This window comes from Pseudoglutamicibacter cumminsii, from assembly GCF_016907775.1.
Classification (GTDB): Bacteria; Actinomycetota; Actinomycetes; order Actinomycetales; family Micrococcaceae; genus Pseudoglutamicibacter; species Pseudoglutamicibacter cumminsii.
In genome coordinates, this window is record NZ_JAFBCO010000001.1 from 184,770 (window position 1) to 209,025 (window position 24,256).

General features: G+C 61.8%; 23 protein-coding genes and 4 pseudogenes. 18 read left to right on the plus strand and 9 right to left on the minus strand.

Features of this window, described 5'->3' with window-relative positions; all coding sequences use genetic code 11:
• The first annotated feature begins 59 nt into the window (after positions 1 to 59).
• Positions 60 to 287, plus strand: coding sequence for an Nmad4 family putative nucleotide modification protein (locus JOD50_RS00785; protein ID WP_473964622.1), 228 nt, complete (start codon positions 60 to 62; stop codon positions 285 to 287).
• A 117-nt stretch (positions 288 to 404) separates the two neighbouring features.
• Positions 405 to 647 (plus strand): annotated as a pseudogene (locus JOD50_RS10660) (transposase); the annotation flags it as partial.
• A gap of 24 nt (positions 648 to 671) precedes the next feature.
• Here the strand turns inward: JOD50_RS10660 and JOD50_RS00790 are convergent.
• A pseudogene (locus JOD50_RS00790) lies at positions 672 to 1,829 on the minus strand (IS30 family transposase).
• The gene (locus JOD50_RS10665; protein ID WP_204880051.1) at positions 1,715 to 2,158 is read right to left on the minus strand and encodes a transposase; all 444 of its coding nucleotides are present in this window, start codon (positions 2,156 to 2,158) and stop codon (positions 1,715 to 1,717) included. Before JOD50_RS10665 ends, JOD50_RS00790 begins: the two are co-directional and overlap by 115 nt.
• A 308-nt stretch (positions 2,159 to 2,466) precedes the next feature.
• Between JOD50_RS10665 and JOD50_RS00800 the strand changes: the two genes are divergently transcribed.
• The 3 genes from JOD50_RS00800 (at position 2,467) to JOD50_RS00810 (ending at position 4,195) form a co-directional block, all read left to right on the plus strand.
• Entirely contained in the window at positions 2,467 to 3,336 is an 870-nt protein-coding gene (locus JOD50_RS00800) for an alpha/beta fold hydrolase (RefSeq protein ID WP_204880052.1), read from the plus strand.
• A 183-nt stretch (positions 3,337 to 3,519) separates the two neighbouring features.
• Complete coding sequence (locus JOD50_RS00805) at positions 3,520 to 3,684, plus strand: hypothetical protein (RefSeq protein ID WP_167594494.1); 165 nt, start codon at positions 3,520 to 3,522, stop codon at positions 3,682 to 3,684.
• A 43-nt stretch (positions 3,685 to 3,727) separates the two neighbouring features.
• On the plus strand, positions 3,728 to 4,195 hold the full coding sequence (locus JOD50_RS00810) for a hypothetical protein (protein WP_239541478.1): 468 nt from the start codon (positions 3,728 to 3,730) through the stop codon (positions 4,193 to 4,195).
• Positions 4,196 to 4,542: 347 nt separating this feature from the next.
• Here JOD50_RS00810 and JOD50_RS00815 read toward each other — a convergent pair whose 3' ends face one another.
• On the minus strand, positions 4,543 to 4,986 hold the full coding sequence (locus JOD50_RS00815; RefSeq protein ID WP_204880053.1) for a hypothetical protein: 444 nt from the start codon (positions 4,984 to 4,986) through the stop codon (positions 4,543 to 4,545).
• A gap of 104 nt (positions 4,987 to 5,090) precedes the next feature.
• Between JOD50_RS00815 and JOD50_RS00820 the strand changes: the two genes are divergently transcribed.
• The 3 genes from JOD50_RS00820 to JOD50_RS00830 are packed head-to-tail and all read left to right on the plus strand — an operon-like array spanning position 5,091 to position 8,370.
• Positions 5,091 to 5,300: a dihydroorotase gene (locus JOD50_RS00820; RefSeq protein ID WP_236587407.1), complete on the plus strand. Its 210-nt coding sequence runs from the start codon at positions 5,091 to 5,093 to the stop codon at positions 5,298 to 5,300.
• 19 nt (positions 5,301 to 5,319) lie between these two features.
• Positions 5,320 to 6,756, plus strand: coding sequence for a recombinase family protein (locus JOD50_RS00825; RefSeq protein ID WP_204880054.1), 1,437 nt, complete (start codon positions 5,320 to 5,322; stop codon positions 6,754 to 6,756).
• A complete protein-coding gene (locus JOD50_RS00830; RefSeq protein ID WP_204880055.1) occupies positions 6,757 to 8,370 on the plus strand; it encodes a recombinase family protein in 1,614 nt (537 codons plus the stop codon).
• Here the strand turns inward: JOD50_RS00830 and JOD50_RS00835 are convergent.
• From JOD50_RS00835 to JOD50_RS00850, 4 genes and pseudogenes are all read right to left on the minus strand, one after another.
• On the minus strand, positions 8,367 to 9,287 hold the full coding sequence (locus JOD50_RS00835; RefSeq protein ID WP_204880056.1) for a GmrSD restriction endonuclease domain-containing protein: 921 nt from the start codon (positions 9,285 to 9,287) through the stop codon (positions 8,367 to 8,369). The two genes, JOD50_RS00830 and JOD50_RS00835, sit on opposite strands and share 4 nt — an antisense overlap.
• A gap of 289 nt (positions 9,288 to 9,576) precedes the next feature.
• Positions 9,577 to 11,310, minus strand: coding sequence for an ABC transporter ATP-binding protein (locus tag JOD50_RS00840; RefSeq protein WP_204880057.1), 1,734 nt, complete (start codon positions 11,308 to 11,310; stop codon positions 9,577 to 9,579).
• Positions 11,307 to 13,853, minus strand: a complete 2,547-nt coding sequence (locus tag JOD50_RS00845; RefSeq protein WP_204880058.1) for an ABC transporter ATP-binding protein/permease — start codon at positions 13,851 to 13,853, stop codon at positions 11,307 to 11,309. The genes JOD50_RS00840 and JOD50_RS00845 overlap by 4 nt, the downstream gene beginning before the upstream one ends.
• An 83-nt stretch (positions 13,854 to 13,936) precedes the next feature.
• Positions 13,937 to 14,334: pseudogene (locus JOD50_RS00850) on the minus strand (arsenate reductase ArsC).
• A 56-nt stretch (positions 14,335 to 14,390) separates the two neighbouring features.
• On the opposite strand from JOD50_RS00850, the gene JOD50_RS00855 reads away from it, so the two are divergent.
• Positions 14,391 to 15,194, plus strand: a complete 804-nt coding sequence (locus tag JOD50_RS00855) for an EamA family transporter (RefSeq protein WP_239541480.1) — start codon at positions 14,391 to 14,393, stop codon at positions 15,192 to 15,194.
• Here JOD50_RS00855 and JOD50_RS00860 read toward each other — a convergent pair.
• The gene (locus JOD50_RS00860; protein WP_204880059.1) at positions 15,145 to 15,450 is read right to left on the minus strand and encodes a hypothetical protein; all 306 of its coding nucleotides are present in this window, start codon (positions 15,448 to 15,450) and stop codon (positions 15,145 to 15,147) included. The genes JOD50_RS00855 and JOD50_RS00860 overlap by 50 nt on opposite strands.
• On the opposite strand from JOD50_RS00860, the gene JOD50_RS00865 reads away from it, so the two are divergent.
• Positions 15,449 to 16,303, plus strand: a complete 855-nt coding sequence (locus JOD50_RS00865; RefSeq protein WP_204880060.1) for a DUF4062 domain-containing protein — start codon at positions 15,449 to 15,451, stop codon at positions 16,301 to 16,303. The genes JOD50_RS00860 and JOD50_RS00865 overlap by 2 nt on opposite strands.
• Positions 16,304 to 16,329: 26 nt before the next feature.
• Here JOD50_RS00865 and JOD50_RS00870 read toward each other — a convergent pair whose 3' ends face one another.
• Entirely contained in the window at positions 16,330 to 17,556 is a 1,227-nt protein-coding gene (locus tag JOD50_RS00870; RefSeq protein ID WP_338052111.1) for a type IIL restriction-modification enzyme MmeI, read from the minus strand.
• Positions 17,557 to 17,788: 232 nt separating this feature from the next.
• On the opposite strand from JOD50_RS00870, the gene JOD50_RS00875 reads away from it, so the two are divergent.
• From JOD50_RS00875 to JOD50_RS00910, 8 genes and pseudogenes are all read left to right on the plus strand, one after another.
• Positions 17,789 to 18,715 (plus strand): ABC transporter ATP-binding protein, encoded by a 927-nt coding sequence (locus tag JOD50_RS00875; protein WP_204880062.1) that lies wholly within the window; start codon positions 17,789 to 17,791, stop codon positions 18,713 to 18,715.
• 15 nt (positions 18,716 to 18,730) lie between these two features.
• A complete protein-coding gene (locus tag JOD50_RS00880; protein ID WP_204880063.1) occupies positions 18,731 to 19,501 on the plus strand; it encodes an ABC transporter permease in 771 nt (256 codons plus the stop codon).
• On the plus strand, positions 19,502 to 20,635 hold the full coding sequence (locus JOD50_RS00885; protein ID WP_204880064.1) for a sensor histidine kinase: 1,134 nt from the start codon (positions 19,502 to 19,504) through the stop codon (positions 20,633 to 20,635).
• A gap of 23 nt (positions 20,636 to 20,658) precedes the next feature.
• Positions 20,659 to 21,261 (plus strand): response regulator transcription factor, encoded by a 603-nt coding sequence (locus JOD50_RS00890; protein WP_204880065.1) that lies wholly within the window; start codon positions 20,659 to 20,661, stop codon positions 21,259 to 21,261.
• 30 nt (positions 21,262 to 21,291) lie between these two features.
• Complete coding sequence (locus tag JOD50_RS00895; RefSeq protein ID WP_204880066.1) at positions 21,292 to 21,645, plus strand: cupin domain-containing protein; 354 nt, start codon at positions 21,292 to 21,294, stop codon at positions 21,643 to 21,645.
• Between the two features lie 29 nt (positions 21,646 to 21,674).
• Positions 21,675 to 21,977, plus strand: a pseudogene (locus JOD50_RS00900) (DUF6973 domain-containing protein); the annotation flags it as partial.
• 18 nt (positions 21,978 to 21,995) lie between these two features.
• On the plus strand, positions 21,996 to 22,457 hold the full coding sequence (locus tag JOD50_RS00905) for a hypothetical protein (RefSeq protein WP_204880068.1): 462 nt from the start codon (positions 21,996 to 21,998) through the stop codon (positions 22,455 to 22,457).
• Positions 22,458 to 22,893: 436 nt separating this feature from the next.
• Positions 22,894 to 24,153, plus strand: a complete 1,260-nt coding sequence (locus JOD50_RS00910; protein ID WP_070491369.1) for an IS256 family transposase — start codon at positions 22,894 to 22,896, stop codon at positions 24,151 to 24,153.
• Positions 24,154 to 24,256 lie beyond the last annotated feature (103 nt).

Genomic DNA, 24,256 nt, shown 5'->3' on the forward strand with positions numbered 1-24,256 from the left:
TCAGGATAAGGACAACAGCCATGAACACCACCGAGAAGCTCACCACCGAAGCCCTGCAGATGCACGTCGACTCCTACGGGGCGATCCTCGCACACGGCGACTACACGCTGGCCACCTTCGCGACCTGGACCAAGAAAGACGGCTACGGCAACAGCGCCCAGGTCTACCGCCTCACCGAAGCCCCGATCGATGGCTTCGGCCCGAACGCACGCGGCCGCAGCGAATGCGCCCTGGAGCTCATCGCCGAGGCCGACCACCTTTTCGCAGACGCCGGGCACGCTGGGTGATGAGGTGGAAGCCTGCACTAAACGCGTTCGCGATCACCTTCGCCGGACGGTTCGAGAGAACCACCCACTAATGAAAACCGCCGGACCCCACACACCGTTCATCGGACAGACCCGATCATGCCAATTGTGTATACCCAGGAGTTCAAGCAGCGGGCGTTGCGTTTGATGGAGGATCATCTTCAGGACACGCAATGCTCGCAGTGGTCGGCTGCCCAGTCGGTTGGTACGAAGCTTGGAGTCTCACCGCATACGATGCGGGGATGGCTGAAACAGGCCCGACGTGATGCCGGTACTGAGCCGGGCGCGACTACAGATGAGCTCGAAGAGCTGAAACGGCTACGGCGGGAGAATCGTGAGCTGCGGCGGGCGAACGAGATGGCGGATTCAACCGGTGGTCGCAACGAGTTCCGTGAACTTCTCCGATGGTGTCAGATATCCGAGCGTCTTGCGCGGTCGGCCGTTGAGCGAGTCCTGAATCGCGGTCAGGTCCGCGCGGCTAACGATGCTCAGATCGGTGCTCTTCGGAAGGTATTGACGTAGCAACCCGTTGGTGTTCTCATTGCTGCCCCGCTGCCACGGGGAGTGCGGGTCGCAGAAGTAGATCGGGATCCCGGTTGTGGCTGTGAACTCGAGGTGCTTGGCCATCTCCGCGCCCTAATCCCAGGTGATCGTCCGCGCCAGCGACGACGGGAGCGCGGTGATCGCTTCGCGCATCGCGGCCTCCACCTTGTCTGCACTCTTCTCATCAGGCAAATGCAGCAGGAGCGTGAGGCGGGTGCTGCGTTCGACGAGGGTTCCGACGGCGCTACGGCTGTTCTCACCAAGAATGAGATCGCCTTCCCAATGCCCGGGAACGGCACGGTCCTCGACCTCAGCGGGGCGCTCGCTGATCATGACCATCCCTGGCAGACGGCCGCGCCGATCCGTTGCCGTTCGCGCCTTCCTGGCCGTGCGTCCCGATCTCAGGCAGCGGGCGAGTTCTCGGCGCAGTTGCCCGCGTCCCTGTACGAACAGGGACTGATAGATCGTCTCGTGGCTCACGTGCATCTCCGGGTCGTCGGGATGCTCCAACCGTAGGCGGGCAGCGATCTCCTGCGGCGACCACAGCTGCTTCAACTGCGCTGTCACGGTCTCGAGCAACCGGCCACCGTCAAGCTTGAACGGCTTCGGCCTGCGGGCCTGCTCCCGGGCGTCCTCATGCGCCCGCCACGCCGAGTACTCCTCGCGTCCGCCGCCCCGCTTGACCTCGCGGCTGATCGTCGACACCGCCCGCCCGAGGCTGCGCGCGATCGCAGTGAGCGTGTCACCGCGGGCGAGACCCACGAGTATCTCCTCGCGGTCGAAGACCGTCAGATGACCCTCGCGCGGCTCCCAGCCGAACGGTTTCCCGTCGAGGTGACGCCCTTCCCTCGCCATGCGGCCGACCATCAGCGCCGTGCACCCGATCTCGCGAGCGATGTCGATGAGTCTCCATCCCTTCGAGTGGAGACGGAGCGCGAGCTGCTTCTGCTCACGACTGAGATGACCATGCTTGCCCTGCAACCGATGCCTCCTGAGATCAACGTCTGCTTCATCTCACAGCACCCATTGCGTTGACCGGTTGAATCCGCCATCTCGTTCGCCCTGCGCAGCTCTTTATTCTCTCGCCGCAGACGCTTCAGCTCATCGTCTGCTAACTCGCCGGAGCTGCCCTCGACGCCGTGTGACGGCCCTGAAGGCTTCAACCAATTATTAAGCGTGTGCGCGGAGACACCGACCTTGTCACCGATCTCAACCGCCGCACCCCACTTCGAGCACCCTTCAAGCTCAACAAATTCCTCAGCCAGACGCACCGCCTTGGCCTTGAACTCATCACTGTACTTCCTTGGCATGATCCCAATCTTTCTCTAGAAACGATCGGAACCAAACCCAGGACGCTTCACTTCGTAGAGAGCCACGGCATTACGTTTGAACTCTTCGGAGTACCTAGGCATGGCGGTAGATTACCTTTCTTCCCAACCCGACAGGGTTGGATATCAGGTGTCTACCCCACGGGGGTCAGATCCTTCTACGGTCAATCCTGCTTTCACAGCTTCCTCGGTCAGGATGAATTAGGGTAGCCTATCTTTGTCTGTGTGAGCGGCGTTGGTATGATCACGCCGTTCGAGCCCACACCGGTCACCGCGAGAAAGGCACGCCTATGCAGCCGATGCCCACCCGTGATGTGGTCGTGACTCCTGACGGTAGACGCTTAGCATCGATCAGCCTCGGCGAGGGGCCGCGTTTGGTCGTGTGTGAGGCTGGCCTGGGGATGAGCGCACACTACTGGATTCCGGTCATGCGCCACCTTGCGCCCCACTGCCGCGTGGTCGCCTATAACCGGGCGGGCATCGGCGACAGCGATCCGGATCCAGCTACGCGGAAACTGCAACGACTCGCTAACGACCTGGCGTGTGTCGTTAAAGCTCAATCTTACGAGTCTGTCGTCCTCGTCGGACATAGCTGGGGCGGTCCCATCGTACGTACTGCACAGGGCATGTCGGCGGGCCGCATCGAGCGCGTCGCAGGACTTGTGCTCGTCGATCCAAGCGATGAAAACCTCTTGGATAAGTTCCGCCCGCTGTCCTTGGCCCTGCAGCGCCTGAGTCTAGTGTCGCTTGCTCGGCTGCGGTTGCTTTCTGCGATGTACACCCCCATTCTCCGAGGGCTGCCGCCGGACGTGATGACACGAGTGCTTCAGGACTCTACGACCGTTTCAGCAGCACGTGAGGCCGCTGCCGAATTGCGATCGTTGCGTACTGGTCTCGCGCAGCTAGCAACCGACGATCAGCACTACGGCTCTCCCGTGACCGTGATCAGTGGCGCCCAAGCGATGGTCGGCGAGAGCGAAAAGATGCGTGCGGCAATCCGCAAGGCCCACCACTTATCTGCCGCTCGGACAGCAAGTTCCCAGCTCATCGTGGCACGTGATTCTGGTCACGCCATCCCGATTACGGAGCCGGAGGTGGTCGCTCGCGCGGCTCTCGCTCTCTTTGATCGGGACCACTTCGCAGCAGACCTCAACCGTTGAGCTCATCGCAACCTTGGCACGTCTATTACAGGAAGCACGAGCCGGCGTCCCTCATCGTCACATCGTGGCCACGGTGGACGCCACACTGGTATCCTCCGCTATCGTTCAGCCACCAGATATCCCGGGGCCAATGCCCCGAGGAAACATCTAATCTAACGGGCCTGGCCCACTCAAGGAGAGCTAATGAAGAAGGCAATTTGGCTTGCCGTGCTATACACCGCGGTGATGGGTGCAGGGAAGGCCTACGTCAAAAACGTCAAGGGCGTGGGGTACTCCGACCCTGGGTTCCTGGAACATTTTTCTGGATCCTGCTCGGGTTGGCGACGGCCACCGTACTTTACACCGTAGTGTTCCGTAACGACGCGACGATTCCTTTCAACCAGAATCGCCGTTGGGCAATGTACGCCGTCGTCATGGTTCCACTCATTGTATCGCTTCCACCGAATGCCCGGCCTCGCTGGCAGGCTCCCAGCATGCGGCCTACATGGCACGCGCCCAGTACTGGTACGACCGCATGAGCGGCACCAAGCCCGCCCCGACACCACCGGCAAAGCCCACACCGCCCACGCCCAAGCCCTCCGCCAACATCGACGCCCTCGCCGACGCGGTCATCCGAGGCGAGTACGGCAACGGCGACGAGCGCAAACGCCGACTCGGAGCCAACTACACTGCCGTGCAGAAGCTCGTCAACGAGAAGCTCACCGGAGGAAACCCCACCAAGCCCTCCGTCAACATCGATGCACTGGCTGATGCGGTGATCCGTGGGGACTGTGGCAACGGCGGGGAACGCAAGCGCCGCCTCGGGGCCAACTACGCGGCCGTGCAGAAGCGCGTCAACGAGAAGCTCGGCATCGGCTAACCCACGCGAGAACACTCTCTGGCCCCGTCATCACCTTCATCGAGGTGGTGGCGGGGCCTTTTCTGCGTTTGCGGAGCTGGTGTTTACCGCAGGTCGTCGAACGGGTCGATGACGGACTGCACTCCACAGCTCGGGCAGATGAACGCGATACGGATGCCTTCACCTTCGCCTGCAGCAAACGGGTCAGGGACACAATCTGAGCCGCATTCTGAACAGGTTCAGTACGACTGGTCGTCGACAAACACCGGGAGTTCACCGTCGTCGTCAGTCATCTTCACCCGCCCTTGCTCTGTCACGGCTCACACGTCGATCGGCCCGCATTGTGAATTGAGCAAAGAATAACTGCCTTATCCGAATAGAGGCGCAAACCCCAGCCACGGGCGCGAACGCGGCAGGGAGCATTGTTTCTGCTGTCCGGTTTCGTCTGGTGCAACCGGCGTATAGGCGACCACCTTTCGCCTCGTTGCCAGGAGGGCCTGCTCATGGCTCTGAACCAGACTGATCACCATCACATCCAGATGATGCGCGCTGCGGGGGTTGCCTACTCTCGTATCGCCGCGCACCTGGACCTCAACGCCAACAGTGTCAAGACCTATTGTCTGCGACACGGAATCACCGTCGACCCTGCCGTTGAGCAGGTCAGCGACCCCGTTGGAGTGTGGTGTTTGCACTGCTGCAAGCCAATCGAGCTCCGGCAAGGATCGAAGTTCTGCTCCACCGCGTGCCGACGAGCCTGGTGGGCCACCCACCGAACCGTGGTCACCGAAGAACTGGTCTGCGCGAACTGCCACCGACAGGTCACTGTTGCTCGCACAAGCCGGGCGAAACGCAAGTACTGCTGCCACCCGTGCTACATCCAGCACCGTTTCAACACACGTGGCGGTAAACGATGAACATGGCAGCCGAGCTGACGGCTCATCACCAGCTCACGCAGGTCAAGAAGCTTCTCGAACGCGGCATCCTCACCCCACGCGAAGCCATCACCGTCTGCCAGCGCCTCGACGCCCCAGATGCGCCGCTAGCCGCCCTACAAAGAGCCAGTTTCGTTGACTATCTCGAGGGTTTGAGTGATGTATGGATACAACCTGAAACCCTGTCTGACTAGGAGAAATACCTTGAAGAGAATGGAGCAAATCACCCCGCCACCGATCAGCACTTCTCCGCTTGTGAAAGTGGCAGCGTATGCCCGCATCAGCATGGAAACCGAACGCACACCGCTGAGTTTGTCCACCCAAGTTTCCTACTACCAGCAACTCATTCACGACACTCCTGGCTGGACGTTCGCCGGAGTGTTCGCCGATTCTGGAATCTCTGGAACCACCACACATCGACCCCAGTTCCAAGAAATGCTGGCCCTTGCCCGGGAAGGGGCAATCGACCTGATCCTCACCAAGTCGATCTCGCGCTTCGCTCGCAACACCGTCGACCTGCTCGAAACCATTCGCGAGCTCAAAGACCTCGGGGTGGAGGTGCGATTCGAAAAGGAGAACATCTCCTCAACCAGCGCTGACGGAGAACTCATGCTCACCCTGCTGGCGTCTTTCGCGCAGGCAGAATCAGAGCAAATCAGCCAAAACGTGAAGTGGCGCATTTGGAAAGGCTTCGAAGAAGGCAAAGCGAACGGCTTCCACTTGTACGGTTACACCGACTCCGCTGACGGCACCGACGTGCAGATCATCGAAGAAGAAGCAGCCGTGGTGCGTTGGATCTTCGCCCAGTACATGAAGAAGACCTCGTGCGAAAAGATGGCCGCACAGCTCATCGCCGACGGCAGGGTTCCGCACCTGGCTGATAACAAGATGCCCGGCGAATGGGTCCGTCACATCCTGAAGAACCCGCACTACACCGGCGACCTCCTGTTAGGGCGATGGTCCACTCCGGAAGGCAGACCTGGACGAGCAGTACGCAACACCGGCCAGTTGCCGCAATACCTGGTGGAAAACGCGATCCCCGCGATCATCGACCGCGACACCTTCACCGCTGTACAAACCGAGATCGCTCGACGTCGCGAGCTCGGTGCCCGGGCGAATTGGTCCATAGAAACTGTGGCGTTGACGTCGAAGATCAAATGCGTGTCCTGCGATTGCTCGTTTGTGCGCAACGTACGCAATCCGAAAACCCAAAACTCGATCTCCACCGAGCACTGGATCTGCACCGAACGCAAGAAAGGCCGCAAAACCGGATGCGGCACCTGCGAGATCTCTGACACGGCACTCAAAGGCTTCATCGCCCGAGTCCTGGGTATCGGGGCCTTCGACGAGGACGTGTTCACCGAGCGTATCGACCACATCGACGTGCAGGGAAAAGACCAATACACGTTTCATTACACCGATGGCACCAGCAGCTCGCACACGTGGCGACCAAACCTGAAGAAGAGCTCGTGGACCCCAGTAAGAAAAGCCGCCTGGGGTGAACTCGTGCGTGCTCGCTGGGCCGAAGCCAAAAGGCTCGGGTTGGACAACCCACGGCAAGCACCAACACCACCAGAAGCGCTGGCGAAGTACCGGGCCGTGGCCAAGGCAGAGGCTGAGCGCCTGCGCGCCGAGCGAGGCGAACGCTAAATGGTCCGCACCGTCACAGCAATCCCCGCCACCCGAGCGCTCCACACTGGTGCTCCACTTGGACAGACAACCCTGCGCAGGGTCGCCGGGTATGCCCGCGTGTCCACCGACCACGACGATCAGGTGACGTCCTACGAAGCCCAGGTCGACTACTACACCCGCTACATTAGCGACCACGCGGGCTGGCAGTTCGTGAAGGTCTATACCGATGAAGGCATCACAGGCACCTCAACCAAACACCGCGCTGGATTCCAGCAGATGGTCACCGACGCGCTCGACGGCAAGATCGACCTGATCATCACCAAGAGCGTGTCCCGGTTCGCCCGCAACACCGTCGACTCGCTCACCACCGTTCGAGCCCTCAAAGACAAAGGCGTGGAGGTCTTCTTCGAGAAAGAAGGCATCTGGACCTTCGACGCCAAAGGCGAGCTCCTCATCACCATCATGAGCTCGCTGGCGCAAGAAGAAGCCCGCTCCATCTCAGAAAACGTCACCTGGGGACACCGCAAACGCTTCGCCGACGGCAAGGTCACCGTCCCATATTCTCGGTTCCTCGGATACGACAAAGGCGAAGACGGGAACCTAGTCATCAACCCCGAGCAAGCCAAAACCGTGCGCCGGATCTACAACATGTACTTAGGCGGCATGTCCATCGGCACGATCGCCCGCACCCTCACCGACGAACCAGAGACCTTCACCGCCGCAGGAAACAAGACCTGGTATTACCAATCCATACGAGCGATTCTCACCAACGAGAAATACAAGGGCGACGCACTCCTGCAGAAGTCGTACATCGCTGACTACCTGACGAAACGTCAAGTCATCAACCAAGGCGAAGTACCCCAGTACTACGTCACCGCCAGTCATGAGGCGATCATCAGCCCCGCAGTGTGGGACTTCGTCCAAGCCGAGATAGCTAAAGGCGCTAGGAATCAGCGAACTAAGCATCGCACCCGGCCCTTCTCATCGACCTTCGAGTGCAGCCAGTGCGGGCACTTCTTCGGATCGAAAACCTGGCACGCAGGCAGCAAATACGAAAAGGTCATCTGGCGCTGCGGCCACAAATACAAAGGCGACACCATGTGCACTACTGGGCACATCAACGATGAACGACTCAAGTACATGTTCCTCGAGGCTATCCGCCTCCGCTTCGGCTCACCTGCTGATGACACCGTCAACCACGCCGTACTCGACGCGCTCGACACCAGCGACCTCGAAGTCGAAGCAGCCGGACTGATCGCCCAGATCGACCAGGTAGCGAAAAAGCTCGAATCACTAATCACCCACAACGCACGCGTCGCGCAAGACCAACAGGTTTACGAGAAGGCGTTCAACGCTAGCCACGAACAGCACCAGGCGCTGTTAGCTGAGCACGCTGCCGTGGTTGACGAAATCCACAACAAGCACAACCGGCTGGCCGCCTACCACTACTACAGGCAGGAGACCGCCTACCTTGATCTTGAACAGTTGGCCTTCAGCCCATACCTCTGCGTAGCTTTGCTCGACAAAGGCGCCGTTAACATCGACGGTACGGTGTCTTTCCACTTCCGCGACGGTAGCATCCAAGTAGTAGCCATCAAGGCGGACATTGGGCAGGCGCCAGGGTGTGATTAGAGTTGCCACTCCTTAATCAAGATCTCCAAAAGCTCTTTCTGACGTCGCTCGATACCACTGGGAGTCCACACTGGCTCTCCAAGTACCTGCGTGGTGAGTGCGAACACGGCCACGCCTTTCCCGGACTTGAAGTACTTCTCCTTCTTAACATCGAAGTCATAATTGCAAGCACTGGAGTTTTTCCGGCGATTGAGCAGCAGTAGGTTCCCAAGACGATGTGTCCATACTTTTGCTTCGCAGAAAATGACGGGCTCGATGGTGCTGGTTTTGGACAGGTCATCGGAATAGACCGTGCCGCGCAGTGCGTGGGCTTTGCCCTCGACCCCGGTGTGCGGGTAGGACGTTTTTTCGTGCTGCCAGCCAAGCTGGTTGCCCGTTAGACGCAACTCCACGGCTTTTGGCACGGCGGGATCGGTGAAGTCCCACGATAGGGATGCTGATTCTCCGCCGATCTCAAGATCGGCCCTCACATTGGTTTTAGCGACGAAGCTGGGGTCACATGACGTTTTCGTGACGGTCGCTGCCTGCCCGTCGATTATCACCTCGCTTTGAGTCTTGGCGAATAGAGCATCGAGTTGCTCGAGCTGAGCTTTGCGCTCAGGGCTCGGTGCGTACTGGCCGTTGGCTACCGACTGATACGGGTCGTCGCGATGATGGCTCTCGTCAGACGTGCAGTCGATCTCCGCTTGGATTTCCATAGCCTTGAGTTCGGCCGCACCGTCGCCGCTAATTTCACGCACGGAGGCCTCGATCCGCCAGCGGTCTGCGTCAACACTCACGAGCGGGTCACGTCCAAAGTAGTCGCCTCCCCAGGAGTGCAGGGTGTTGCCGGCTTGCCATATCACATCCTTGACGGCGCCATCGGCAACCTTGACGGTGAGCAACGACTGCGGCTGATCCGGTGTTTCGAATGACACCGTTGATTCCCCGTCGATCGTGGCGCACGCGGCAGATGTCAGGGGCTTATCCGTGCTGTCAACGCTGAGCTTTGCGCTGATGGAAGGAGCTGAGGTGGTCGGGGGGGTGATCTCGTGGCAGGCGAGGCCGAACTCTCAGGTGCGGTCTCGTCGCCACAACCGGCGAGCGTAGCTGCAAAAACCAGAGCCATTGCTGCACAGCGTTTCTTGATGCCATCCTTTCAACCCGGCGGTGAGCTGGGTCACGTAGGCTAGGGCGTTGAATCTACCGTAGGGCTTGGCGGGAGCACTAGCGCACGCGCCAAGCGCTGGCGGCCTGCTGCTGGCGCCAGTATGCGGCGAAGCGGCCATCAAGGGCGAGCAGGTCCTCGATGCTGCCGTCCTCGATGACGCGGCCGGCATCGAAGAAGATGACGCGGTCGGCCTGGCGGATGGAGGACAGGCGGTGCGCGACGATGATGCGGGTGCGGGGCGTGGTCTCCGAGCTCAGGGCAGCGGCGACGGCGCGTTCGTTTTCGGTATCGAGCGCGCTGGTGGCCTCATCGACTAGCAGCACGGGGGCGCAGCTGAGCAGGGCGCGGGCGATCGAGACGCGCTGGCGCTGCCCGCCCGATAGCAGCGTGCCACCGTCGCCGACCATTGTGGCCATGCCGTCGGTGAGTTGCGCGGCAACGGCATCCACGCGCGCGAGTGCGGTGGCGCGCTCGATCTGCTCGCCGGTGGCGTGGGGATTACCGATGGAGATGTTGTCCAGCAGTGTGCCGTCAAACAGGTACGGGTCTTGGAAGATGACGGCGATGAGGGCGCGGCGGGCGGAGGGAGTGAGCTCGGCGAGGTCCGTGCCCTGGATACGGATGCTTCCGGAGGTGGGCTGGTGGAGCCCGGCCAGCAGGAACAGCAGGGTGGATTTGCCCGAGCCAGAAGGCCCGACGATCGCGGTTGTGGTGCCCGGCTGGAAGGTGAGGTTCAGGCCGTCAAGCACGGGGCGCTCGCGCGTGGCGTCATAACCGAAGGTGACGTCGGCGACCTCGATCTGGGGAGCGGTTGAGAGGGTTGGTGTCGCGGTTCCGGGGTGCTCGCGCGGTGCGGCAAGCACGGTGTGGATGGTGCGCAGTGCGTTCGTGGTCAGTTGCAAGCCGGCGGTGATATCGGCCACGAGCGCCAGGGGCTCCAAGAAGCGGACGATGACGACGATGAGCGCGATCGCGGCGGCGGGGGAAACCTCGCCGGTGACGGCGCGGCTGACCGCGAGGGCGCCGAGCGCAATGAGGGCGAGCTGGGTCAGCAGAGTGAAAACCAGCTGCTCGGGCGCGCGGTAGGCGAGCAGTCGACTCATCGCATGAGTGCGCGCGGCAAGTGCCTGGCCGACATGGCTGCTCTCGGTATCGACGCGGCGGGCGGAGCGCAACGCCTGCTGGGTGCGGGCGAACTCCAGGAGGCGCTCGGACAGCTGGGCGTGGGCGCGATCCGCGGCGGCGTCGGCGCTGCGCGCCAGGCGCATCGAGAGGACGAGGGCGCCAAGCAGCAGCGGCAGGAACGCCAGCGCTGCAGCGCCGAGCGTCGGAGAAAACCACAGCAGGCCGATGCCGATCGCGGCCGGAAGAATAAGGGCGTTCAGCAGCGGCGTCACCAGGTAGGCGATCAACCCGACGAGTTCGGGACCGGTGGCAGCGACCGCCTGACGCGTGGTGGCCAGGTTATCGCCGGTCAGCCACTGCAATCGGATGGTGGTGATGCGCTCGGCGACGGTGTGCTGAGCGTGATCCAGCAGCACGAAGCCAACAGCGTAGGCGTGGCGGGCCGCGGCGCTATCGCACCCCCAGCCAAGCGCCGTAGCGATCGCGATCATGGCCAGAGGGCGCCAGGCATCACCCGGCTGCGAGCTGAACAGGGCCGAGATGAGCGGAATGAGGGCGAGCGCCGCTGCGGCGCGTAGCGCGATACTTAGCGCCGTGAGCGCCAGGTAGGGGGTGATATGGCGGCGCTGGGCCGGTGGCAGCAGGTTAATGAGCGTGCGGATCATGAGGTGGCCTTCGTCTCGGCGGCTGCCCAGAGTTCGGCGTAGCGACCGCCGCGTGCGAGCAGTTCCTCGTGCCGACCCTGCTCGATGATCTGGCCGCCATCGAGCACAACGATGGTATCGACGCCAGTGATGGTGTGCAGGCGGTGAGCGATGAGCAGCACGGTGCGTCCGGCGGTCAGGCGGCTGACCGCCTGCTGGACGAGGTATTCGGATTCGGGGTCGGAAAATGCCGTCGCCTCGTCCAGCACGAGGATTGGGCAGTCGGCCAGCAGCGCACGGGCGATGGTGATGCGCTGGCGTTCACCGCCGGATAGGGCGATGTCAGCGCCCAGGATCGTGTCATAGCCGTCCGGTAGGGCGAGGATGCGCTCGTGAATGTGAGCGGCGCGGGCAGCCTGCTCCACCTCGTGCCGACTGGCATCCGGGCGGGCGAGCGCGATGTTCTCGTGGGCGCTGGCGCGCACCAGTTGCGGATTCTGGAAGACGAAGCCAACCCGCGAATACAGCTGTGATGCCTCGAGCGTACGAAGATCGTGGCCGCCGATGCGGATTGCGCCGTCGGTCACGTCGTAGAACCGGGCAAGCAGGCTCGCCAGGGTGGATTTACCCGCACCGGACGGGCCCACGAGCGCAGTGATGGTACCGGGCGCCAGGCGCAGCGAGACGCCCGACAGCACGGGGGTAGACGCGTCGTAGCCAAAGCTCACATCATCGAACTCGACGAGACCAGCGGGCCTCGGCGCGCTCGCCGCATGCTCGACCTCAGGCAGCGTGGACAGCTGCTCCTGGTCGAGCATGACCTGGATCCGGCGTGCCGCGAGCATACCGTCGCGCAGCGCCTGCAGACCGTAGCCGACGCCCAGTAGCCGCGCACCGAACGTCGTGCCAAGAAAGAGGAAGGGCAGCAGCGAGATCGGATCCATCATGCCCGCGGTGATGAGCGCGGTGCCCACCACGCAGCTGAGGAACAGGAACGTCGCGGGGCGCGTGACCAGATCGATGAAGGTTTTGCGGCCGCTAAGCGGCTGCTGCCAGGATCGCAGGAAATCGAGGTAGTCTCGCAGGCTCCGGGTGAAGGGCGCGGCGGCTGCACCCCCGAAGACGCGCACGACGGCCTGCCCCTGCAGGTAGGCGTCAGCAGCGCTGGCCATCTGCTGGCGCCACTGCGGCGCCTGCACTACGCGCGGGCCCGACTGCGTCATCATGATGTACATGCCGATCAGGTAGGCGAGCACCGGCAGCAGCAGGGTGAGCGCCACCCGCCAGTCGATCACGAACAGGTAGCCCAAGACGGCCACAGGCGCGACGATGGCGCCGACCGCATCGGGCACCGCATGCGTGATGAGGTAGTGCATCGCCAGCGGATCATCGTGCACCAGCTGCTTGATGTGCGCCGCGCTGCGGGTATCGAAAAACCCGAGGGGCACGCGTCCGAGCGTCATCAGCAGTCGGGTGCGCAGGTCCTGACTGACGCGCGCATCGACGATGTGCAGCCAGGTCATCAGCCCGGTCGTGAGTAGCGCGCCCGCGATAAGGACCAGGCCGGCCCACCAGCCCAGGCGGATGAGCGCGTCGGTGCCGGCGCCGACGAGCAGCAGCCGGGCGAGTTCGACGAGCAGGACGTAGGGGGCCAGCTGCGCGAGTGTGGCCAGCGCTTGCACGATCGCCGCCAGGATGAAGGTTGTGCGCAGCGGGGCGAGCAGGCGCCGACCGGCCTCAGCCCGCCACGTCCCGCTGATAGGCGCAGCCTCGCCGGCCGCAGGTACCTGCGCGGCGGCAGCCTCGGGCAGATCCTTGGGGCGTTTTTTGCCGAATGCCCGCCCATAACACCAGTAGGCGCGGGCTTGGATTTCGGACTTCGGGAAGCCAAAATCGTTCATCAGGCGGCGACGCACATGTTTCAAGCTGTCGGACTCACACGCCACCCACGCGCTCCAGTTCGACCAGTCCCGCGCAGCCAGTCCCGCCGCCAGGCTCGCCTCATCGACGCGCGGCACCCAATGCACTCGCGCGCGCGGATGCGTGCGGATTTCCAGCATGTGGTCATCGAGCGTGTGCTCTTCCAGGTACAGTTCGACCGGCAGCTCGGATGGAAGCACCTCGAGGATTGAATTGATGGCGGGCAGCGACGCGGCATCACCAATGACGAGGTATCCGTCGGGTAGTTCCTCGGGCAGGACGAAACCCGTCGAGCCGAGCGTAGTGACCGCGATGGTATCGCCCGGCTGTGCCTGGCTTGCCCAGCTGGAGGCCGGCCCGGCAGGTTCGTGCAGCACCACGTCGATCGCGAACTCACCGGTATCCGGGTCGGCCTCGACGATGGTGTAGCCGCGCTGATGTTCCTGGTCGCTGCCGTCCGGATCGGGGAACCAGAACCGCAGCCAGGCCGTGGGCGCGAGAACGACCTCGGCAAGCAGACTTGCACTCACCAGGTGGATTCGCACGAAATGCGGGGCGAGGTAGGTCACGGCCGTGACTGTTGCGCTGTGGTCGCGCGCTCCAAATCCGCGCGTCAGCACGCCCTCAAAACCCCGTTTCGCCATGTGCATTCCCTCCTGTGCCGCGCCACAAAGTAAGGTGATCCTAACCTAAGTCGAGGGAGGGGTCAAATGCGTCGGCGCGGCGCCTAGGGCTGCAGGCTCGCCACCAGCTCGCGCACCCGAGCCTGAATCTCGTCGCGGATCACGCGCACGGTGGCAAGGTCCTGCCCAGCCGGATCGGCCAGCTGCCAATCCTCATAGCGCGTGCCGGGAAAAACGGACACGCATCGCCGCAGCCCATCGTGATGACGACGTCGGAGGATTGCACGTCCTCAGCCACCAGCACCCTCGGGCGCGCCGCGGCCAGATCGATCCCGACCTCCGCCATCGCCTCTCGTACCACGGGGTTGATCGAATCAGCGGGGGCGGAGCCCGCGGAGCGGACCTCAATGCGTCCGCCGGACAGCGTCTTGGCAAAAGCCGCCGCCATCTGGGAGCGGCCTGCATTGTGAACGCACACAAACATGATCGTGGGTCGGGTCATAGCCCCATTGAACCGCAGGCGTGGGCAATGGCCAAGGCAGGGTTTAGCCTGGAAGGGTGAGCCTATGGCGCGACAAGCAGCAAGCCCGGGCGGCCGAGGTGCCGCCCTGGCTACTCGCCGTCCTTGCCATGCTTTCGGTCCAACTCTCGGAAGCCTTCGCCGTTGGCTTGATCAACGACGTCGGGCCGCGCGGGGCTGCCTGGCTGCGCGTGGCCGCCGGCGCCGTCCTCATCCTGGCAATCGCGCGCCCGCGCCTGCGCGGTATGACCTGGCGTGATGCCGGTCTCGTCACCGCCCTCGCCATGATCGGCGTCGTCTTACTGACCCGGCCCTGGATCGGTAACGTCGACGTCGTCGGCATCCTGTTCGCCCTCGGCTCCGGGCTCGGGTGGGCGCTGTATATCGTCTTAACCCAACGCGTCGGTGATCGGTTTTCCGGCATCAGCGCCCTCGCCTACACCATCCCGATCGTCGCCATCGCCTACGCGCCCATCGGGCTACCCGAGGCGCTGCCGTACCTGTCCCTGCCGGTCATCGCCACGGCGCTCGGGCTCGCACTCCTGATGCCGGTCATCCCTCTCGCCTTCGAAATCGTCGCGCTGCGTGCCATGGCCCCGGCCGCCTTCGGCACCCTCATGTGCTGGAGCCCGCGATCAGCGTGCTTATCGGCGCGATCGTCCTCGCCCAAGTACCGCTGCCAATCCAGGTCCTTGGCATCGTGCTCGTCGTCGCCGCCGGAATCGGCTCGGAGCGCTTCGCCGCCCGCGATGTGTCGCCCACGCCCATCACGTGGCCGGAGAGCGACGAAGCCTAGGTCAGCAGGGCCCGCACCTTCGCGTCGGTCGCCTTACCCGAGATGACCGTGCCCTTTTCAAACAGCTCGATCACCCGCGGATTGATATAGGAATCGCGCGCGATCGCCGGCGTATTGTGTAGCCACTCGGCCGTCGTCTTGATCGCCGCCGTCACGGCCCCGCGAGAGGTATCGCCCGCCTTGGCCGCGCGCGACAGGGCCTGCGCCGCGACGGCAGCGAACAGACAATCGCGACCAGTTCCTAGTGGTCCTAGGACTCTCCTCTCGTCACCCGGGCAGTTAGACACGTTGAATAAAGTCATGAGCTTTCCGGCAACCGTTCTGCGCGTTCTCGTCGCCTCCCCATCCGACGTACCCGATGCCCGAGATGCAGTCGAGGGCGCTCTGCACTCATGGAATCGACTCCACGCGACGACTCGGAATGTAGTCTTACTGCCGTGGCGGTGGGAGACCAATTCTGTACCGCTGCTCGGAGGTCACCCTCAGGAGATCATCAACACCCAGGGAGTCGACGGAGCCGACATCGTGGTCGCGCTCTTCGGCAGCCGACTCGGCTCACCAACACCAGATGCAGTGTCGGGAACAGTTGAAGAGATTGAGCGAGCAGTAAACAGCGGGAAACCGGTACACCTGTTTTTCTCAAGAGCCCCACTGCCTCATGACGTCGATACTGCGCAACTCGAGGGTCTCCGAAATTTCAAGAATGAAATCAAGGAGCGGGGACTGCTCGGAGAATTCGATGACATCCGTCAACTGGAGAACCAAGTCTGGGCTGCCGTCGAGCATGACCTAGTCAAAATCGATCTCTCCGTGGGCGGGGTGCGCCATGAGCCGCTCGGCGTCCGCTTCCGCGTCGAGTCAAAGAGCGAGCGACACGAAAAGGAAATTGACAAGCGCGGCAAGATCAAATACGAAACGAAACACTGGTTTGAGGTTACCAATACTGGTGATCTCGCTGCTGAAGCGGTGACCTTCGAAGGCCAAGCCGCATCGGGCCTTATGAGACTCCTTGTGGATGATCAGCCAATCACGCTGGAACCTGGGGTCATCTGGAAAGTGCCAGTCTCGTATTCGATGGGCACCGCAGGCACAAAGCTAACCGTTCACTGGGTCGAAGATAATGAAAAACAGTCGAAGACTTTCGACGTCCAATGAAGCGCGAGGTTACGTCGGTGAACCAGTCAGGCAGCTAAATCGTAGTTCGCGCGCGTTTGTATCCGTCGTGGCATGAAAGTTTCAAAAAACGACAAAGACGCGAGCTTGTCGTGGAACCGGTTCAAGTCGTTACGCCGCTTACGGTCGCCCACACCCTCTGCCGTAAGGATCCCATCCAACTCGGCCTTCAGCTCATCCAAGAACAACGGACCGATCAGTTTATGAATGTTCTGCGGCGACGTGTAATGCATCCCACCGGAACGGCGAGTTTCCGGGTTCAGCGTGGACTCGAAAACACCGCCGAAAACCGTCGGGCTGATCTGCGACCAATCCGTGCCATCACTGACCTCCTCCAGCAGCACATCGACGATCTGCTGAGTGAACTGCGGAATCTCAACCTCCGCTTCAAACAACCCACCATTCACGTACGGGAAAGCCTTCAACGCGTCCGAAGCATAAGGGTCACGATCTTCCGGCTTAGTTCGCAGGTAAACAAAAAGCTCCTTCAACGCGGGCCGAACACGATCTGCCGGAACCGGTTTGAGGTAGTTATAGAAAGCATCCTTCGCGAAAAGCCCGGCATCCTCAGCGAAAAGCAAGAAAACCAGCCGAACACACAACACGTTAAGCGAATGCTTGGAGTCTTCCGAATCCGGATCAATGTACTGGGCCCGCAAGAGGTCATAGACCCTACCGATCAACTGTCCCGCATCAAGGGACACCATCTCTTCACGCCGGCGGCGCTCCAGCTCAGGCTCCACCAGAAAATCGAGCAGATGCAACTGCTCCGGCAGTTCCTCCAAACGGAACTCTTCGTAGCCGTTCTCCGGGTCATTGGAGTCCAGATCGTGAATACGGAAACGGTCAAAGTCACACACGATGATCGTGTCTGGCCGTTCCGAATTGCGCAGAGAATCAGCGTAGTTCTTAGCCTGCTGATATGGGGTCACCATCTTGCCCTGACGCAGCTCCGGCTTATCGAGGCCCACACCCAAAGACTTCTGCTCCACCACAGTCTTGGCATCACGGATAACGACATCGATGAAGCCGCGCTGATTCGTTGAAGTCTCGAAACGGGCTGCGGTCGTCACATCAGTCATGCCTACGACATCACGCAACAACTCGAGCCAGAACGAGGCCGTATCGCCTTTCTCGTAGCCTCGGCCCTTCCACTTCTCAGCGAAAGCCTTAGCCCTCTGTACCCGCTGCATCCGCTCACGCTTCTCAGCGGCGTAATTCACGTCCCCAACCATGGCCTGCACTCTCTGCCGTCCTCTAGTCAGCCTTCACATTCACAACAGGCAGAGGAGGCACCCGGTAGAGAGCCATCGAACGCATCGCGGACATCCTGCCCTAGAGCATGATCGTACCGAACAACATCAATGCCACCGATGACATTTGTCATCGCCTACCCCACACATCCTCACGTTTTCTCGTGTGTCATCGCCCTACCGGCGGGCTATCAGGCCTCCATAGAGTGAAAATATGAGTTCAATCATCGAAGTAAGAAACCTCGTCCGGCGCTACGGAGACTTCACCGCCGTGGACGGCATTGACCTCGATGTTGTCCCCGGGGAGATCTTCGGGCTCCTAGGCACCAACGGTGCAGGGAAAACCTCGACCCTCGAAATACTCGAAGGGCTCGCGAAACCCAGCGAAGGCCACGTGCGGGTCTACGGTAAAGACCCGGTGAAGGACCGCAAGAAGATCCGCCCCTACCAGGCCGTGATGCTTCAAGAAGGCGGCTTCCCACCCGACCTCACCACCAAAGAGACGCTCACGATGTGGGCCGGGACGCTGTCCACTCCCCTCCCCGTAGACGACGTGCTCGCGATGGTGGACATGACCGACCGCGCCGGCGTCCGCGTCTCCGCCCTCTCGGGCGGCGAACGGCGCCGCCTCGACCTTGCTTGCGCGCTCATCGGCCAGCCGCGCCTGCTGTTCCTCGACGAACCAACCACCGGCCTCGACCCAGAGTCCCGCCGGCTCGCCTGGAACCTGCTACGCAAGGCCAACGAAAACGGCACCACCATCGTCATCACAACCCACTACCTAGAGGAAGCCGAGCAACTGTGCGACCGGCTCGCGATCATGCACCGCGGACGCATCGCAACCTCCGGAACCCTCGCCGACGTCGTGGCCGGGCACCACTCAACCATCCGGGTAGGCGCCCGCCCTGACCTACCCCGCTTCAAGAACATGACCACAAGCGATGGAGTGACCGAGATCCGTACCATGAACCTGCAACACGACCTGACCGAGCTACTTCTGTGGGCACGCAACAACAACGTGGCCCTGACCGATATCGACGCGCGCCACGCATCGCTCGAATCCGTGTTCCTCAGCATCGCCGACGAGCCCGCGACCTACGCCGCCGCGCAGGCTGACGCAGCCGCAACGCGGGACGCCTAAAGATTGGAGAGCACAATGACAACGCAAGAAACACGCACCGTATCCGCGTTCTCCCAGTGGGTCGCGCTCGCTAAAGCAGAATTCACGCTGTTGCGACGCAACACCGTACAAGTCATGTATGCGATCGCGCTACCACTCGCCGTCCCGCTGCTGTTCATCCCGTTGGCAAACAACGCGGAAATGGATGAGCAGCTCGGCATGGTCGTGGCTCTCATCCTCGCCATCGGGCTCGTATTCGTCTCCTACTACAACACGCTTTCAGCCGCCGTGAATCGGCGTGAAGAACAAGTGCTGACACGGCTGCGAGCCGGCGAAGTGGGGGACAGCACCATCCTGACTTCCCTCGTCACCCCAGGGCTCTTCCTCGGACTCGTCATGTCAGTGGGCATGTTCGCCGTCGCGATCGCGGCCCTCGACCTGCCCATCCCCACCAACATTTCTTTGCTTGCCGCGTGCGTCATCGTGACTGTGGTGTTGTTCCTGCTAGCGGGGCTAGCAACAGCGATCTACACCCGCACCCCGGAGTCCGCACAGATCACATCGTTGCCAGTCATCATGGTGCTCACGATCGGCCCAAGCCTCCTCACCATGCGCAGCCTCATGAACGACACGCTCGCAACCATCACCGAATACGTCCCCACCACAGCGATGGCCGACGTCATGGCAACCGCCTGGTTCGGCGGCGACATCGCGGACGCAACGAAGCCGATGCTGATCCTTATCGGCTGGGTTGCGGCTACCGCTATGATCGTTGCAACAAAGTTCCGCTGGTCCAGGAGAGGGTAAATGTGGCGCTTCCGCCCCGTCGAATCTTTCGAGCTTGACCGGACCCAGCGTGCCTACCGCACATACCAATGGACACTAGTCATAGCGGCACCAGTCCTCACCGCCATGTCCTGGTGGCTGTACGTGTACCCTCAACACCTCGAGGCAGCTACAAACGCCCCGGTCTACGCCGCGATCGCTATCCAGGCGATCATCGCGGGCATCATCTACGGCGGCTGGATCTTGAAGGGCATCGACCTGCGCTCCTCGTGGGGCCAAGCCGTTGCCCTTCTCGTCCCGGTCGGGATTGCACCGCTCGCGTTCATGTTGGCGGGCGCTCCCCAAGCGATCCCCGCGGGAATGATCGCCGCGTTTCTCTCGGCGTCTTCCCTCGTCACCTCCTTGGGGCCGATGTGGGCAGGCATCGTCCCCATGGGCACCGTACTCGCCTACACCGTCGCCATCGACGCCCCTGCCCCGATGTATTTCACCTTCATCGTCTACGCGGCGGCCTTGTGGGTGACGTTCAAGTCCTCGGTCTGGTACCTCGATATCATGCGAGCTACGGAGGAGACAGCGCAGGCCCAAACCACGATGCGGTTGGCGGAAGAACGGCTACGCTTCGCCGCGGATCTGCACGACATCATGGGGCAACGTTTGGCCGCGATCTCACTGCAGGCGCAGACGGCCGGGCAACTGGCGCGGCAAGGTGGCGATCCGTCGGCGCCGATCGAAGCGATCGTCGACCTGGCTGATCAGTCGATGACGGACATGCGGGCGATGGTCACCACATACCAAGTTCCCGAGTGGAGCGCCGAGCTTGCCGGCGCAATCTCCTTGCTCAAGGCGAGCGGCGCACGCGTCACCGTGACGGGCAAACCACCGGCCACCATGGAACAGGAAGCCGCCTATATCATCCGTGAAGCGACTACCAACATCCTCAAGCATTCCAACGCGACTGACGTTTCCGTCGTGCTTGACGGCGCCGGCATGAAGGTCTCCAACAACGGAGTCGATGCGGCCGATACGGGGCGCGGCTGGACTGGGTTGGCGGCGTTGCAACGCCGCCTCTCCCCGACCACGCTCTCGGCGGAAACAGTGGACGACACGTTCATACTCTCGGCAGAGTGGAACCAGAATGAACGTGATGTGTAAGGGAAGCAGGCCGGGTAGGAATCATGATTAAGCTCGCGCTCGTTGACGACGAGGCCATTGTGCGTTCAGCGCTGGCTTCGCTGTTGTCCCTCAATGAAGATCTCACCGTCGTTGCTGAGTACGCTTCCGGGGAGGAAGCGGTCGAGAACATGGATGGGGTGGATGTCGCGATCCTCGACCTGCAGCTGGGCGGGATCGACGGGATCGAGACCGCTCAAACGCTCATGGCGAGCGGGGCTGCGGCCGCGACGATGATCCTCACTTCGCACGCAAGGCCCGGCTACTTGAAGAAGGCGCTCGAGGCGGGCGTGCGCGGGTTCCTGCCGAAGAATGCACGCGCCGAGGACCTTGTGCGTGCCATAACCGAGGTCCACGCCGGTAAGCGGGCGATCGACCCCGCGTTGGCGGCGGACACGATCGCCGCCGGGGATTCCCCGCTGACTGCACGGGAGTCCGATGTGCTTGAGCTCGCGGCGCTCGGCCTGCCGGTGCACGACATCGCGGTGCGTGCCCACCTCGCCGACGGGACAGTACGGAACTATCTTTCCAACATCCAGATCAAACTCGGCGCGAGGTCCAAGCATGAAGCTGCGGAGATCGCGCGCCGCAACGGCTGGATCGGGTGACTCGTACAAACAATGCAAAGGAGCACAACCATGAGTGAGTCCACACCAGAACCTACCGGCAAGCTAGGTTACGTCGAGAACCTCGCCCAACACGTCGACTACTCCCCGGGCGCCACCGCCTCAAAGAAAGTCCTGAGCGCTGAGGGCGTGAACGTGGTGTTGTTCGCGTTCGACGAGGGGCAAGAACTAACCGAACATACTGCTGCGATGCCCGTTATTGTGCAAGCTCTTGAAGGCGAATTGGAGGTCACCGGCGACGGCGAAACCGTGACGCTGCGCCCTGGCGGCCTGGTTCACTTCACCACGCGCCTCCCGCACGCCGTCAAAGCGCTCACCAAAGCAAAAATGGCGCTGTATATGCTGAACCGGCCCGCATCGAAATAAGCGCGGGTTAGGGATCAAAAGCGGCCAAGGACGCGAACAATGCCACAGCATCGGCAAAAAAGCTTTTCCCTAAATCACTGCATAATGGCAAGGGAGATGCGTACCGTCACTGTTACTGGAATGCCTTGATGACCATCAGCATCGGTGAGAATGGTGCCATGAAGATTGCTTCAAATCACGAAGCGGTTCGTAACGGACCGGCCCGTGAAAAGAAGATGGACCTAGCCAACAACAAGACTGGTCGATCGGTAGGCAAGGCACAAAAAACAGCTTCAAAGAGCAGTGTTAAGTGCAAGTCTTTGGCCAACCAGAACAAGCTGGTTACCCTCTAAAAATCATTGAATGCGAGCATGAAAACTACTAAACGACTGTCTTTGAAAATTATCCCTGTGACTGCTCTGACCGTGCTGATGGCTGGTTGCGCTACGCAAGGTTCATACGAGGAAACGCTGATTTCTGAGGCGAAGCCTGGTAAAACTGTGAAACTTCCGCAGCAGGATTCGCCCATAGAATCTTGGGAAGGTGTTGCAGTGGTGTGCCCGTATTCCTCGGCTTCTGCAGATCTGCCTGCCCCTATGAAAAACGTGGTGGATCAGTTGGATGCTGACTCCGGGGACCAGCGACAGTGGTTGGTCTTTGGACAAGGAAATGATGCCCAGGCGGTTGAGTTGAGCCGTTCGAAGGTTGATTTCTGCTCTGGAAAGACAGACTATGTGAAGGCGTTCCCGGCCGATCAGCAATGGTCAGTACAGGAAGGCCCTGAAGGAACCATGGAGTTGTCTCCTACTAATTCTCAGGGATCTTCCTCATAGGGGTCTTCCCGTTCGTTTGAAAAAGGCTGCCAGTGAGCAATAGCTCTTTGGCAGCCTTTGAGGTGTCCCAGGTTTTGTTCCGTTTGAGTAGATGGGAATATCTGGGATATGCCAAAGAAATTTGACCAAGATGCCAAGGATCGCGTGGTCCGACTTGTTGAGGATCGCATCTTGGCAGAGAACCTTTCTATGAGGCGCCCTGGGTTTGGTGGAGACTCAGCTCATTTGATTTCTACCAGTTCTTTGGCGCTGGTAACCCCAGCATAGAACTTTTCTTCATGCTCGAGCGTTCGCACCATCCGAGTAGTGCCCCATAGAGTGGTGTAACTCGGTGGCCGAGATCGTCTCCGACTTCGTGTCGTTGTCGGATGTAGAGCGGCCACCGCGTGATCCTTCGAGTCAACCTTCCAAAGAATCCTCGAACGGAGTCATCACGATGACCGCACCCCATATTGTCGACCCTGCCGGCCTGCTGGGCCAAGCCCTCGCCGATGCATCACCGGATCTGATGCGCGAGCTGCTGCAGACCATGATCAACGCCCTGCTTTCCGCCGACGCCGACAGCGTGTGCGGGGCCGAATGGAACGCCCGCTCCGAGCAGCGGACGAATCGCCGCAACGGCTACCGCCAGCGCCCGCTGGACACCCGCGTCGGCACGATCGATGTCGCCGTCCCGAAGCTGCGCCAGGGCTCGTATTTCCCGGAGTGGCTGCTCGAGCGCCGCAAGCGGGCCGAGTCCGCCCTGATCACGGTCGTGGCGGACTGCTACCTCGCTGGTGTGTCCACCCGCCGGATGGACAAGCTCGTCAAGACGCTCGGCATCCACGCCCTGTCGAAATCCCAGGTCTCGCGCATGGCCGCCGACCTCGACGAGCAGGTCGCCGCGTTCCGCCACCGACGTCTGGACGAGGCCGGGCCGTTCACGTTCGTCACCGCTGATGCGCTGGCGATCAAGGTCCGCGAGAACAAGCAGGTCGTCAAAGCCTCGGTGCTGCTGGCCACCGGCGTCAACGGTGACGGCCACCGCGAGGTCCTGGGCATGCAAGTCGCCACCAGCGAGACGAAGGCCTCGTGGAACACCTTCTTCGCCGACCTGGTGGCCCGTGGCCTGGGCGGAGTGCGGCTGGTGACCTCCGATGCCCACGCCGGGCTGGTGGAGGCGATCGCGGCACACCTGCCCGGGGCCGCCTGGCAGCGCTGCCGCACCCACTACGCCGCCAACCTCATGGCCGTGTGCCCCAAGTCCATGTGGCCGGCGGTGAAGGCGATGTTGCACAGCGTGTACGACCAGCCCACCGCATCGGCCGTGCACGAGCAGTTCGACCGCCTGCTGGAGTACACCGACAGCAGGCTGCCCGAGGTTGCTGACCACCTCGGCGATGCCCGTGAGGACCTGCTCGCCTTCACCGGGTTCCCCGACGATGTGTGGCGGCAGATCTGGTCCAACAACCCCACCGAACGTCTCAACCGGGAGATCCGCCGCCGCACCGACGTGGTCGGGATCTTCCCGAACCGGGATGCCATCGTTCGCCTCGTCGGCGCCGTCCTGGCCGAGCAGACCGACGAATGGGCCGAAGGCCGCCGCTACCTCGGTCTCGAAGTCCTCAGCCGCTGCCGACTCACCCTGACCACCGACCCCGCCACCAGCTCGCCGACGGAGGTGAGCACCGACGACCTGATGCAACTACCCGCCTGACCACCCACGAAGGATCACCATTCAGTTACACCACTTCCAGGGGCTTGACCCACCATCCGGACCGCCGCAGCCTTCTCCTCAGTGGAATAGCGGCGTCCCTTGT

What these genes read in the sequence shown, in the direction of transcription:
- JOD50_RS00785 (WP_473964622.1), top strand. Translation starts at nt 60, where the DNA reads ATGCACGTCGACTCCTACGGGGCGATCCTCGCACACGGCGACTACACG.
- JOD50_RS10665 (WP_204880051.1), bottom strand. Translation starts at nt 2,158, where the DNA reads ATGCCAAGGAAGTACAGTGATGAGTTCAAGGCCAAGGCGGTGCGTCTG.
- JOD50_RS00800 (WP_204880052.1), top strand. Translation starts at nt 2,467, where the DNA reads ATGCAGCCGATGCCCACCCGTGATGTGGTCGTGACTCCTGACGGTAGA.
- JOD50_RS00805 (WP_167594494.1), top strand. Translation starts at nt 3,520, where the DNA reads ATGAAGAAGGCAATTTGGCTTGCCGTGCTATACACCGCGGTGATGGGT.
- JOD50_RS00820 (WP_236587407.1), top strand. Translation starts at nt 5,091, where the DNA reads ATGGCAGCCGAGCTGACGGCTCATCACCAGCTCACGCAGGTCAAGAAG.
- JOD50_RS00825 (WP_204880054.1), top strand. Translation starts at nt 5,320, where the DNA reads ATGGAGCAAATCACCCCGCCACCGATCAGCACTTCTCCGCTTGTGAAA.
- JOD50_RS00830 (WP_204880055.1), top strand. Translation starts at nt 6,757, where the DNA reads ATGGTCCGCACCGTCACAGCAATCCCCGCCACCCGAGCGCTCCACACT.
- JOD50_RS00840 (WP_204880057.1), bottom strand. Translation starts at nt 11,310, where the DNA reads ATGATCCGCACGCTCATTAACCTGCTGCCACCGGCCCAGCGCCGCCAT.
- JOD50_RS00845 (WP_204880058.1), bottom strand. Translation starts at nt 13,853, where the DNA reads ATGGCGAAACGGGGTTTTGAGGGCGTGCTGACGCGCGGATTTGGAGCG.
- JOD50_RS00865 (WP_204880060.1), top strand. Translation starts at nt 15,449, where the DNA reads ATGAGCTTTCCGGCAACCGTTCTGCGCGTTCTCGTCGCCTCCCCATCC.
- JOD50_RS00860 (WP_204880059.1), bottom strand. Translation starts at nt 15,450, where the DNA reads ATGACTTTATTCAACGTGTCTAACTGCCCGGGTGACGAGAGGAGAGTC.
- JOD50_RS00870 (WP_338052111.1), bottom strand. Translation starts at nt 17,556, where the DNA reads ATGGTTGGGGACGTGAATTACGCCGCTGAGAAGCGTGAGCGGATGCAG.
- JOD50_RS00875 (WP_204880062.1), top strand. Translation starts at nt 17,789, where the DNA reads ATGAGTTCAATCATCGAAGTAAGAAACCTCGTCCGGCGCTACGGAGAC.
- JOD50_RS00880 (WP_204880063.1), top strand. Translation starts at nt 18,731, where the DNA reads ATGACAACGCAAGAAACACGCACCGTATCCGCGTTCTCCCAGTGGGTC.
- JOD50_RS00885 (WP_204880064.1), top strand. Translation starts at nt 19,502, where the DNA reads ATGTGGCGCTTCCGCCCCGTCGAATCTTTCGAGCTTGACCGGACCCAG.
- JOD50_RS00890 (WP_204880065.1), top strand. Translation starts at nt 20,659, where the DNA reads ATGATTAAGCTCGCGCTCGTTGACGACGAGGCCATTGTGCGTTCAGCG.
- JOD50_RS00895 (WP_204880066.1), top strand. Translation starts at nt 21,292, where the DNA reads ATGAGTGAGTCCACACCAGAACCTACCGGCAAGCTAGGTTACGTCGAG.
- JOD50_RS00905 (WP_204880068.1), top strand. Translation starts at nt 21,996, where the DNA reads ATGAAAACTACTAAACGACTGTCTTTGAAAATTATCCCTGTGACTGCT.
- JOD50_RS00910 (WP_070491369.1), top strand. Translation starts at nt 22,894, where the DNA reads ATGACCGCACCCCATATTGTCGACCCTGCCGGCCTGCTGGGCCAAGCC.